The sequence below is a fragment of the Bacteroidota bacterium genome (genome assembly GCA_013360915.1).
In the GTDB taxonomy this organism is placed as follows: Bacteria; Bacteroidota; JABWAT01; order JABWAT01; family JABWAT01; genus JABWAT01.
The window spans coordinates 98251-110458 of the sequence record JABWAT010000007.1 but is presented as its reverse complement, the minus strand read 5'-3'; the positions used below and the strand labels follow the sequence as shown (position 1 = coordinate 110458).

Sequence of the window (12208 nt, the reverse complement as noted above, 5' to 3'; positions counted from 1 at the left end):
CATGCCGGTTTTTTCCATCAAGTGGTTCCAGCGGTTACCTGCCAAACTGGCCATTCTATTCTACATCACCTTTGCCCTGACGGTCATCGTTTTTGCCATCGTTTCCATCTGGGCCGTGCGGGAAAACACGTACCGGTCTGTGCGCGAATCACTGGTTTACAATGCCAACTTCTGGCGGGCCTTTCTGCTTCGTGAACAGGACGCACAAACACCCGCTGAAACCGAAAACACCGTTCTGACACGATTTTCAGCCGAATTTGGAATCAGACTGTCGCTGATTGATTCGGTGGGAACCGTGATTTATGATTCCAGTTTCCCCACCCCCGGACTTCTGCACCTCGAAAACCACCTGCATCGGCCCGAAATCATTCAATCCATGTCTGAACCCTACGGAGAGGACATCCGGAAATCGACCTCGGTGGATATTTCACAGTTCTATGTGGCCCGGATGCTCGGTGAATCCATTCCGCTCAATGGAATCGGTAGGGTGAAATTCATCAGGGTCAGTTATGCGCTGAACACGCTGAACGATTACTACCTCACCTACATCACCGGCATTGTGATTGTGTCGGTGCTTCTCCTGATCGGCGGCATCATCATTTACAAATATCTGGCCGACCGGTTTGCAGAACCTGTGCTTGAAATGGTGAACGTGGCCAGAAAAATCACCCGCGGCGATCTGCAGGAACGGATTGCGGTGACCAGCTCGGATGAACTGGGCTTTCTTGGAAAATCCATCAACATGATGGCCGAAAAACTGGTCGATGACATCAGGCAACTGAAGAAACTGGAACGAGTCCGGTCCGAATTTCTGGCCAATGTATCCCATGAGCTGAAAACGCCCATTTTCACCATTCAGGGATTTGTGGAAACCCTGCTCGACGGAGCGATGGAAGACGAGGAAGTGAACCGGACTTTCCTGCTGAAAATTCACAAAAACAGTCTGCACCTGAATAACCTGGTAAGTGACCTGATTGAAATTTCCCGCATCGAAACCGGTGAACTGAAAATGAACCTGGCTCTGATGGATCTTCGCGGCCTTATAGAGGAGGTGGTCGAGGACCTGAAACCGCGGGCCGATGACAAGGAACTGATTCTGAAAACCGAATTCACTCCCGGCCCGACCGAGATCTGGGCCGACCGAAGCCGGTTGTTTCAGGTGTTCACCAATCTGGTTGATAATGCCATTAAATACACCGACACCGGATCGGTCACCATCCGGACGGATCCGTATCAGAGCGGGGAAATACGCGTTTCCATCAGCGACACCGGGCCGGGGATCTCACCTGAGCATCTGTCACGGATTTTCGAGCGGTTTTACCGGGTGGATAAACACAGGTCCAAGGATCTGGGAGGAACCGGATTGGGACTGGCCATTGTGAAGCACATTCTGGAAGCACACCACAGTCACATCCGGGTGGAATCGGTGGTGGGCAAAGGAACCACTTTCAGCTTCATCCTGCGGCAGGAGGCTCCGGTCACCGATGAAGCCGATGGTCCCGAAGTCAGCGTTTGATTCTGAGATCGAACTGAGTCTGTAACCGCTGCTTGTCCCGGTCTGGCAGAAAAAGCGTCGAGATGGCGGTCTTTTGCGTGCGGATAAACTGTTCGAGCCCCCAGCCGAAGGTTTTACTCAGAACCGCATATTCCTGCGACAGGGTCGAAGGAGTCACCGTCAGAGCATCGGTATTCACAGTTACCGCCACACCCATCTGCAGATACCGATCGATGGGATGACTGGAAAAATCGGTCGTTGCATTGGTCTGCACATTGCTGGTCGGACACATTTCCAGCGGTATCTGGCGGTCAATCAGTTCACGTAACAATTCCGGGTTTTCTTCCAGCCTCACGCCATGACCGATGCGCCTGGCTCCAAGATGCCGGATGGCTTCTTCAAGGCGGTCCGGACCCCAGGCTTCGGCTGCGTGAATGGTCACAGGAATACCCATTTCCCTTACCCGGTCAAAATGATGTTTCTGACTCATTCCGCTGAAATTTTCATCCCCTGCCAGATCGAACCCGACAATATCCTGCGGACGTCTGAGGGCTAAATCGGTCACCGATTCATTCTGTTCAGGCGTGAAATGTCTCAGGATGCAGAGAATAATGCCCACCTCGACTCCGAATGTTTTTCTCCCGCGTTCAAATCCGCGTATGGCCGCAGATAAGATGGAATCCACCGTTTCTCCTTTACGGATATTCAGGTTGGGAGCGAACCGGATTTCGGCGTAGATGTGTCCGTTGGCTGCCAGGTCTTCAGACATCTGGAAGGCCGTTTCCTCGATGGCTTCGGCACTCTGAAGCGCATCGAGGGCCGGATCGATTTTACGGAGGTATTCGAGCAGATTCTCACATTTGGCCGGAGCCACCGTGTACTGATCGAGCGGTTCGGGAACCTCATAGCCTTCACGGATGAGGAACCGGCGGATGGTATCCACCCGCATGGAGGTATCAAGATGCAGATGCAACTCCACTTTCGGGAGTGCCTGGTAATCGGTCACAGTCAGGGTCTTCATGGTCCTGACAAAGGTGGTTGTTGTGCGGATTAAATTCAACCCATGGTCTGCAGCATTGCCAATCCCGGTGGTCAGTCTAGGATTTTTCCGGTAAAAAGTGTTTCCGGAACGGGTTGACCAGCCGGTGAAGGCAGGTCCGCTTCCGGTTGAAGGGAAGGACTGCGTTTCACCTCTGAGAGAATGGATTCCAGAAACGGGAGCATGGAATTCAGATGACGGGTTTTAATTATCAGATTCCACAGAGGCTCAAACTTTTTCCACCCACCCGCATACAAAAGATGTTTCAGCTTATGCTGATGAGAGTCATGTTTCAGGCTTGCAGACAGGATAGATGACCACCGGTAAAATTCGCGGTAGGCCCAGTCATACCCTACCTTCAGTTCTTCTGCCGTCAGATTCCGGGTCTGGTACACGACATGACGGGTATCGTATAAATCCCAATTTCGGGTAAGAAGCCGGCCCTGCGATTCCATCGATTGAAACAACCGGGTACCCGGGTAGGGTGTCAGAATGTGGTAGGTGGCTGTGGTGATAGCCTGTGAAACGCCCCATTCCACGGTGCGTTTGAAAACATCGGGGTCATCGTCATCCAATCCGAATACAAAGCTGCCGTTGATCATGATGCCAAGGGAGTGCAACCGGCTGACAGCCCGGGTGTAATCCCTTCCAAGATTCTGTTTCTTATTGCTTTGTTTCAGGTTGGCCAGTGACAAGGTTTCGAATCCGACAAAGACACTTCTCAGACCCGCCGCAGCAGCTTTTTCAATCAGGTCACCCCGCAGAATGGAATCAATGGTAGCCGCGGCCTGAAACACCCGGTTCATGCCCTTCATCCCATCGAACAGGGCCCAAGCAAACCGGGCATCACCCAGTAAATGATCATCCAGGAAGTACAGATGACGTCCCGGCAGCCGGTCGATATCGGCAAGTGCATCATCCACCCGTTGGGTGTAAAAGGATTTTCCACCTTCGAAGAAGGCATCCTTGTAACAGAAATCGCAATGATGCGGGCAGCCGCGTGACACCACAATGGAATTGGGAACCAGGTACCGGTTTCGTTTGATCAGATCCCGGCGGATCGGAGGCAGCCGGTCCAGCGTCCGGTTACCGGACTGATACCGTTTCTTTGGCTGTTTCAGCCGGAAATCGTGAAGAAAGTCCGGAAATGTTTCCTCACCCGGCCCCAGAAAGATGGAATCGGCATGAGCAGCCGCTTCATCGGGCAAAGAGGTCACATGCAGGCCTCCCAGACACACATACACGCCCCTTTTCCGGTAGTGGTCAGCAATGGCATATGCACGGTAAGCATTGGTGATGTACACCTGAATAATCGCCAGGTCGGGATAGTCATCGAGAGTGAGCGTTTCCACGTGCTGATCCTGAAGCTCGATCTCATCATCCTCATTCAGATAGGCAGCCAGCGTCGCCAGTCCGAGAGGTGGAAACAGCGAATATTTGATGGGACGCCAAAAGGGACTTTCGGCCTCGGCGAGCGCCGGGAGAATCAGTTTCACTTTCATGGTTACTTCAGATCCTTCCGTCCGAACACGTATTGCCTGACCCTCGTTTTACCGAAAAGGTTCATCATAAAGGAAACCGCCACAATGCCTGCATCCAGAAGAAGGGGGTGGTTTTTCAGGTAATGCCGGTCCCAGAACCAGGAGGTTTTCCGATGCTGGCCACCATACAACTGGGCCAGGCCGGTAATACCAGGCAGCACACTCCAGCGGGCTGAATGATACTCATCATTCCATCCCAGCCGGTCGATATCCTGCCTTGTAAGCGCCCGGGGTCCCACAATGCTCATGTCACCTTTCAGTACATTAAAAAACTGGGGGATCTCATCCAGACCTGTTTTGCGCAGCAGAGCACCCACGGGTGTCGGAATGCCATTCACCATCGTCTGGAATTTAAGGATCTGAAATGGTTGCTTGTCTTTTCCGATGCGTTCCTGCCTAAAAAACACCGGATGCCGTTCCACGAACCACAGAGTGAGTGAAATCAGAAGGACCGGCAAGGAAAAAATCAGGACGGCCAGCAGGAAAAAGGTGAGATCAAACAGGCGTTTCATTTCAATCCGGTCTCTGATTTAAGATCATTATCTGCCGGCCACACAACCGACTGACCGGGCCAGCGACCCATAAAAGCCAATCATGACGGCCATAACCGAACCGCCCAGAATAAATCCTTTCACCGGATGATCGGGGATAAACTGACCGATCAGGGCAACCAACAGCACCACAGCGATGCTCAGAAGAAAGAACCGCATACCGATTACAAAATGAAGCTTAATAAACCGGTTCAGAAAATCGGCATTGTCTCCCTTCCGGTTCGACCGGTATCCCAGCAACACGCCAACAGCCGGAATAATCAGCAGCATGCCAGCCACCCCGGGGTTGTCCCACTGGTCATCCACAACCAGAAAGGAAAGCGTTCCTAAGACCAGCCAGTTGGCCATCAGATAACGGAAATACTCCGGTTGGGTCATTTCCCGGTTTTTTAGCCTGGATTCGAGTGCTTTCAGATTAAACAGAATCATGCCGGTATTCCTTTTTTATCACAATCAGGGATTTCTTCAGTCCGATCCGGACCCGGTTGAAGGTCCGGCCGACCGATTAACCAGACCAATCAGAGCTTCAAGGGCTTTCAGATGGTCCATAAACGCTATCCGGCCGGAATCGGTCATGGAGTAAGTCGTATGGGGAATCCGGCCAATAAAGGATTTGGAGACTACCACAAAGCCTTCCTTTTCGAGACTTTTCAGGTGGCTGGCCAGGTTGCCGTCGGTCAGCGTAAGCAGCTCTTTCAGCTCATTGAAACTGAGCCGGTCGTTCACCGACAGGGCCGACATGATCCCCAACCGGATCCGGTTTTCGAAGGCCTTCTGATAGCCGTTCATCGTCTGATTCACTGGTTATACCTGACCGACATGATCCAGCCAAACCCAATGTGCACCACACCAAATCCGAGAGCCCATAACAGAATTCCGAACAATGGGAAAACCAGACCAGCCAGCCCCAGAACAATCTGCACAAGACCCAGCCAGCGACTTTCTTCAAGTGTGAACGGACTTGCGCTGACCATGGCCAGACCATAGAAAATCATGGATACCGGTGCCATCCAGCCGGTCAGTCCTTCCGACAGGAGGATAAGAAGAATGACTCCGCCGGTAACCAACGGGGTCAGACCCTGACCAATCATGCGGCGGGCGGGTGGTGAATTCAATGAGGTCCCTATCCGACGGGCATGATGCCAGGACATCCAGACAGAGGTGATCAGCGCCGCAAGCAGGACCAGAATGGCCACAATCACTGTACCGGCTACCACCAGGTCAGGAATCTGAGGATTCACCACCGAGACCGGCCTGAAACCGAGTCCCCACCAGACCCCAGCTGAACCTGCCAATGCATAACAGCCTGACAGAACGCCTGAAAGTCCGACCAGCGGTTTGAATTTGGAGGAACGTTCCATCATGGTTCGGATCTCGGCCAGATCCTGCCGGAAATCGGGTTGGGAGGAAGGCGTCATTTGTTCTCCTAAAAAGTACTTTGTGGTACAAAGTTGAAGCAAAGACCCCATCAAGTCAAGCAGGGGACTTTTTTCTGACCTGAAGGATGCGGATTTTCCGCTCTGGAACGGAGGGCACCCCATGTTTAACACCAACACCTGGAACCGGATCCGCTACACCATTTACACACCATTTTATGATGGAGTGGCTGCACTGTTTAACCGGTCCAGGCGCTTATCGGTTGACTCACTGCAGATTCAGCCTGGAGCAAGCGTACTTCTTATCGGAGCCGGTACAGGATTGGATCTTCCCTTTTTTCCTGCAAATTGCCGGGTGGTGGCGACCGATCTGACCCCCGCCATGATTGCGCGGGTGAAAAAACGGGCGGAACGGTTGAACCGGCCGGTTGAAGCGCTTGTCATGGATGGACACCATCTGGACTTTCCCGATGCGTCCTTCGATCATGTGGTTCTTCATCTGATTCTGGCGGTTATTCCAGACCCGGATGCCTGCCTGAGAGAAACGGTGCGGGTGCTGAAACCCGGCGGTACTGTGGCCGTTTTCGATAAGTTTGTCGGAAGGAATCAGAAACCCACGATTCTGCGACGGTTATTGAACCTTCCATCTGCCTTTCTAGCCACTCACCTGACCCGGCAGGCCGAGTCACTTCTTTCCCCCACCGGACTTGAGATTCTATCGGATACAGATGCCGATGCCGGCGGTCTTTTCCGGCGGATTCTTTTACGAAAGCCACAACCATGAGCATGAACCAGCGCGAAGTCCGAAGGCAATACAAGGAAACCATTCAGCCCATGGGCATTTTTCAGATAAAAAATCTGGATAGTGGCAAGATTTTTCTGGACTGGAGCTTAAATCTGCCCGGCTCTCTGAACCGTCACCTGTTTCAACTGGAAATGGGAAGTCACCGGAACCGTGAGTTACAAGCAGATTTTTCCCGGTTGGGAAAGCAGGCATTTGAACTTTCGGTTGTTGACCGACTCGACCCGACCGATGAAACCGACCGGAATTACACCGAAGACATGAAATCCCTCCTCGCTCTCTGGATGGAAAAACTCGATCCGACCGGTGACCGGGGCTATCATGGGCAGAAAAAGGCGTAAAAACGGAATATTTTGTATTTTTATCCGACCAGAAAGAAAACCAACTGCGCTGAATGGCGTTTTCTTTCCTTCTGATCCCGGCCTTCTTCCATTTTTTTTCGCTGAAATTCCGGACTGAAATACGACATGAAACAACTCACAAACACATCGACCATGAAACACCTGATCCTGTTCCTTTTTATTGTACTGTTCACCACCCCATCACATGCCCAAACCTTCAGCATCAACGAACGTGGATGCGTAACCTGCAAAGACGCCCAACCCGGCGACAAAGGAGAGATTGATGGAGTCACTTACGAAGCCGTTGACCGGGCTCTCCTGATCCAACGCCGGGATGAAGGAGCCGACCTCACCAAAGTGTGCGTTAGTCTGGTAACGGATATGAGCAGTATGTTTTTAAATAAAACAACATTTAATCAGCCCATCGGAAACTGGGATGTGTCTTCCGTGACAAGCATGAGGAAGATGTTTTTTGGAGCAAAAACATTTAATCAATCGATCGAAAATTGGGATGTTTCGTCATCTACTAATTTTGAGTCATTATTTTATAACGCTAACTCCTTCAATCAACCACTCGAGACCTGGAATGTTTCTCTGGTAACCGATATGAGCTGGATGTTTTCTCATGCATTTGCTTTTAATCAGCCAATTGGTAATTGGAATGTGTCATCAGTCACAACTATGGCTGGAATGTTTGAAAATGCTTTAGAATTCAACCAACCTATTGGTAACTGGGATGTCAGAAATGTTACTGACATGAGCATAATGTTTGGTGGTGCAAAGAAATTTAACAATCCACTAAGTGATTGGAATGTTTCAAAAGTAACAAATATGTTCGGCATGTTTGGTGGTGCATCGATATTTAACCAACCAATCGGAAACTGGAATGTAGGTTCGGTTACGGTTATGAGCTTCATGTTTAGCTTTACTAATGAATTTGACCAACCATTGGATATGTGGAATGTATCTGCTGTAACCCTGATGGGAAACATGTTTTATAATGCAGCAAAATTTAATCAACCAATTGGAACCTGGGATTTATCTTCAGTAAAATATACTTACCAAATGTTTAATAATGCCAAGGTTTTTAATCAACCAATTGGAAACTGGAATGTATCATCAGTAACATCAATGTTCGAGATGTTTAAAGACGCCTCTAAATTTAATCAACCAATCGGAAACTGGAATGTATCTTCAGTTACTAACATGACTGGACTGTTTGAAAATGCAACCAGTTTTAACCAACCAATTGGAAATTGGAATGTCTCGTCTGTAATTATCACAGCCAGAATGTTTACTTCTGCAGCAGATTTCAATCAACCAATTGGTAATTGGGACGTATCATCCGTAATTGCTATGGATAATATGTTTGAGGGCGCAATTGCATTCAACCACCCCATTGAAAAATGGGATGTGTCTTCCGTGCAGAGCTTTCAAGCAATGTTTTATAAGGCATATTCCTTCAATCAACCAATTGGCAACTGGAAGGTTTCCACTGTGTGGCATATGCGCAACATGTTTGCTGATGCTATTTCATTCAACCAAAACCTTTCTGGTTGGTGTGTGAGCAATATTCTTTCAGAACCAGATGGGTTTTCGTTAAACAGCCCCCTCTCTCCAGAAAATAAACCACAGTGGGGTTCTTGTCCGTTTGTGTCGGTGGAAGGGTCTGGTAACCCCGGTGCATTTGAATTGTTTCCCAACAGTCCGAATCCGTTTAATCCCGAAACCATGATCCGGTTTCAATTGCCTGCCTCTGTTCTGGTCACACTGACTGTTTATGATGTGCTTGGTCGTCCGGTTGCGGTTCTCATCAATGAACCCAGACCGGCGGGTATTCATGATATTTCTTTTGATGCCACGGGTCTGGCCAGCGGCACGTATTTCTACCGGTTAATCGCCGGTGACCAGTTGAAAACCGGCAAGATGGTGCTGAGTAAGTAGGTTGTGAATCTGAAAACCCACATGTTGGCCGGTTTCCCAGATTTTGAATATATTGCCAGCGACCCATTCAGTTAACCAATTCCCATTTTACCGGAGGCTTTTATGATTCGGAATATTCTGGCTGTGATTGCAGGCATTGTTGGTGGCAGCGTTTTAAACATGGCCCTTGTCACAGTGGGTCCGATGGTGGTGCCCCCGCCTGCTGGTGCCGATCTGACCACCATGGAAGGGCTGAAGGCGGCCATGGCCCTCATGGAACCGGCCCATTTCCTGTTTCCGTTTCTTGCTCATGCACTCGGCACCCTGCTTGGTGCCTTTCTGGCCGCCAAAATTGCTACCTCCCAACAGGTGCCGCTGGCCTTCCTGATAGGAGGATTGTTTCTCATCGGCGGAATCATCAATGTCATGATGTTGCCATCACCGCTTTGGTTTACCCTGCTCGATCTGATCGGAGCTTATCTGCCCATGGCCTGGCTGGGAGCCCGGCTGGCCAGATAACCGGAATGAAAACCGGTAAACGGTTTGCCCTTTACCGGCTGTTTTTCATATCTGTTTTTTGTATGTTCCGGTCCGGATAGTCAGGAGGCCGTCATGTTCCACCGTTTACTTTCCATCCCTTTCTTTCTTCTGGTGATGTCCTGCGCAGAGAAACAGCCTGCCCCCTTCACCAACGGAACCCCGGTTACCTTCGATTCCACGCAATTGGTCATAAAAACAGGCCCATACAAACCTGTCAGAGGTCAGCTGATTTACCTGCCGGTCTATTCCAACATTCCGTATGTGGTCAGTCAGGATCAGTTTGTTGCCGACATGACGGCCTTTGCGGCCATTCACAATACCGACCTGAGCTCCTCCATTACCCTGACCCAGGTTCTGTATTTCGACAATGACGGAAAACCGGTTCACGATTTTCTGAAAGGAACTCCGCGGGTGGTTCCGCCCCTGGCCACCGTGGACTTTCCGGTGCCTCTGGAAGACAAAAGCGGTGCCGGTGCCAATTTCCTTATCGAATGGGTGGCAACCGATGCAGTGAATGAACCGCTTATCGAAAGCATCACTGCGAAAATGACCACCAACCAATCCACCGCCTTCGCCAATCAGGGAAAGATCATCCGGGAAATCAGATAACAACCCGGAGTGGTTCCCGGCGGCACTTGGCCTTCTGACTCTTCCATTCACAGTGTTTTTATAACCCGGTACGGGATTTGTAACCTGTTCAAGATTCCGGATGCAGCCCTGGCCTGATTGTTTTTACCAGGCTGGTTTTTATCCGGCCGGTCAATCCATTTTAAGGACTCTCATCATGACTTTGATAATGCCTTTTATCAGACTGATAAAATATTTCCTTCTTTGTGCAGGCGTGGCGCTTTTACTGATACCGCCACCCGTTCAGGCAACGGAACCAATCAGCGTGGTGAAATCCCCGTCTTCCGGTGCACTGTATGAGCGGTCCGATTGGGTACTCAACGTGGCAGTCCCCGTTGCCAATCCCTTCCTTCAGGAAGAAATCGCCCTCGATCTGGTCGCAACGAGTCCATCCGGAAAGATGGTGGTGTTGCCGTGCTTTTTTGAAGCAACGTCCCCGGGTCAGGCTGCCTGGAACGCACGGTTCACTCCACGCGAAAGCGGGGAGTATCAGATCCGGTTCAGGCTTACGCTGAAAGGCATTTTAACCAGCACCACAAATCCTGTCGCATTCAACGTCAGTCCCACAATGAAACGTGGTTTTCTCAACCCACATTCAGACTGGACCTTCCGGTTCGATAATGGGGAGTATTACCGTGGAATCGGAATCAACCTGTGCTGGGAATCCCGAAGCAATGATGATTCGAAATATTTTAAGGCGCTTCACGAAAATCCCCGGTTTAACTATGGCCATTTATTCGGATTGCTGAACCGGAATGGCGGGTCATTCACCCGCATCTGGATGTGTCCCTGGAATCTGCCGATAGAGGCCCGGATCGTCAGTCCGAACACCAGCCGTTACCGGAATTCAGACGATTATTTCAATCCGGATGCCATCAGGCGGATGGATGAAGTGATCACCCTGGCTGATTCACTGGGCATTTTCATCATGCTCGCACTGGATCAGGCCGGAAACTATATGGGTGGTCAATGGGAGGTTAACAATTATAACAGTAAAAATGGTGGACCCGCTGCCGATGCAAAAGACTTTTTTCTGAATCCGGCCGCCAGACAGCAGTATAAAAACCGTCTCCGCTACCTCATTGCCCGCTGGGGATACAGTCCATCCATTGCCATGTGGGAATTTTTCAATGAGGTCGATTATCTGTCCTTCGACAAGGATACCACCGATCATTCACGTCGTCTTGCTGTGGTCGACTGGCATACCGACATGAGCCGGTGGCTGAAGGTTAACGATCCGTACCAGCATCTGGTCACCACCAGCATTTCTCACATGGATGTGAAAGGGCTGAACAGCATTCCTGACATCGATATCAACCAGAAACACGTTTATAAATACACCAGCGGCATTCCTCAAATCATCAGGGACTATTCCGACCGGTATGGAAAGCCCTACGTGATCGGTGAATTCGGATATGAGTGGGACTGGAGCAAAAACTTTGATGACTTCGGCAGCAACATGGACAGCGATTTTAAGCGCGGATTGTGGTTGGGATTGTTTTCACCAACGCCGGTGCTTCCCATGAGCTGGTGGTGGGAGTATTTCGAGAACCGGGGCATGTTCGGCACGTTTCAGTCCGTGCGACAGATTCATAATCAGATGATGGCGGCCGGCCAGGGTGCCTTTACGTCCATTCCCGTGACGGCACCTTCTGACGACGTGCAGGCACTGGCTGTCCGGTGCGGAAAAACGACGTTTGTTTATGTCTACAAGTCTTCCGGATCTGACAAGCCGGTGGAACTGAAGCTGAAGGAACACACCGGAAAGCCAGCCCGGGGAAAATTGGTCCTGTGCGATTCACTAGCTGAAACGGATTATCGTGGTTTCCATCAGAGCAGTGAAGGATTGCAGCTTTCCCTCCCGGCCATGAAAGCAGGAACCGACGTGATATTGATTCTGGACTGATCAGAACAGGAATCAGACAGGTTCCCATTTGGTTTGCACTCCCTTTCAGGAGTATACTTGCCCGATT

At 50.5% G+C, this 12208-nt stretch carries 12 protein-coding genes and 1 pseudogene; 7 read left to right on the top strand and 6 right to left on the bottom strand.

All coding sequences use genetic code 11. The annotated features are described in order from the left end of the window. Nucleotide 1: 1 nt before the first annotated feature. The gene (locus HUU10_09850) at nucleotides 2-1516 is read left to right on the top strand and encodes a HAMP domain-containing protein (protein ID NUQ81900.1); all 1515 of its coding nucleotides are present in this window, start codon (nucleotides 2-4) and stop codon (nucleotides 1514-1516) included. On the opposite strand, the gene add is transcribed toward HUU10_09850, so the two are convergent. From add to HUU10_09820, 6 genes and pseudogenes are all read right to left on the bottom strand, one after another. Further along, nucleotides 1506-2516 (bottom strand): adenosine deaminase, encoded by a 1011-nt coding sequence (add, locus tag HUU10_09845; protein NUQ81899.1) that lies wholly within the window; start codon nucleotides 2514-2516, stop codon nucleotides 1506-1508. The two genes, HUU10_09850 and add, sit on opposite strands and share 11 nt — an antisense overlap. A gap of 164 nt (nucleotides 2517-2680) precedes the next feature. Further along, a pseudogene (locus tag HUU10_09840) lies at nucleotides 2681-4036 on the bottom strand (B12-binding domain-containing radical SAM protein). Between the two features lie 2 nt (nucleotides 4037-4038). Then, a complete protein-coding gene (locus tag HUU10_09835; GenBank protein NUQ81898.1) occupies nucleotides 4039-4587 on the bottom strand; it encodes a sugar transferase in 549 nt (182 codons plus the stop codon). 27 nt (nucleotides 4588-4614) lie between these two features. Continuing rightward, nucleotides 4615-5055: a hypothetical protein gene (locus HUU10_09830; protein NUQ81897.1), complete on the bottom strand. Its 441-nt coding sequence runs from the start codon at nucleotides 5053-5055 to the stop codon at nucleotides 4615-4617. Between the two features lie 36 nt (nucleotides 5056-5091). Beyond that, a complete protein-coding gene (locus HUU10_09825) occupies nucleotides 5092-5415 on the bottom strand; it encodes a transcriptional regulator (protein ID NUQ81896.1) in 324 nt (107 codons plus the stop codon). Nucleotides 5416-5423: 8 nt separating this feature from the next. Beyond that, the gene (locus tag HUU10_09820) at nucleotides 5424-6044 is read right to left on the bottom strand and encodes a hypothetical protein (protein NUQ81895.1); all 621 of its coding nucleotides are present in this window, start codon (nucleotides 6042-6044) and stop codon (nucleotides 5424-5426) included. 121 nt (nucleotides 6045-6165) lie between these two features. On the opposite strand from HUU10_09820, the gene HUU10_09815 reads away from it, so the two are divergent. The 6 genes from HUU10_09815 to HUU10_09790 all read left to right on the top strand — a co-directional run bounded on the left by HUU10_09815 (nucleotide 6166) and on the right by HUU10_09790 (nucleotide 12141). Continuing rightward, entirely contained in the window at nucleotides 6166-6786 is a 621-nt protein-coding gene (locus HUU10_09815; GenBank protein ID NUQ81894.1) for a methyltransferase domain-containing protein, read from the top strand. Further along, a complete protein-coding gene (locus HUU10_09810) occupies nucleotides 6783-7145 on the top strand; it encodes a GIY-YIG nuclease family protein (protein NUQ81893.1) in 363 nt (120 codons plus the stop codon). Before HUU10_09815 ends, HUU10_09810 begins: the two co-directional genes overlap by 4 nt. Before the next feature lie 153 nt (nucleotides 7146-7298). Then, entirely contained in the window at nucleotides 7299-9089 is a 1791-nt protein-coding gene (locus HUU10_09805; GenBank protein NUQ81892.1) for a BspA family leucine-rich repeat surface protein, read from the top strand. Between the two features lie 102 nt (nucleotides 9090-9191). Then, the gene (locus HUU10_09800) at nucleotides 9192-9587 is read left to right on the top strand and encodes a hypothetical protein (GenBank protein NUQ81891.1); all 396 of its coding nucleotides are present in this window, start codon (nucleotides 9192-9194) and stop codon (nucleotides 9585-9587) included. Between the two features lie 93 nt (nucleotides 9588-9680). Then, complete coding sequence (locus tag HUU10_09795) at nucleotides 9681-10217, top strand: DUF3124 domain-containing protein (protein ID NUQ81890.1); 537 nt, start codon at nucleotides 9681-9683, stop codon at nucleotides 10215-10217. A 175-nt stretch (nucleotides 10218-10392) separates the two neighbouring features. Continuing rightward, nucleotides 10393-12141, top strand: a complete 1749-nt coding sequence (locus HUU10_09790; protein ID NUQ81889.1) for a DUF5060 domain-containing protein — start codon at nucleotides 10393-10395, stop codon at nucleotides 12139-12141. The last annotated feature ends 67 nt before the right edge of the window (nucleotides 12142-12208 follow it).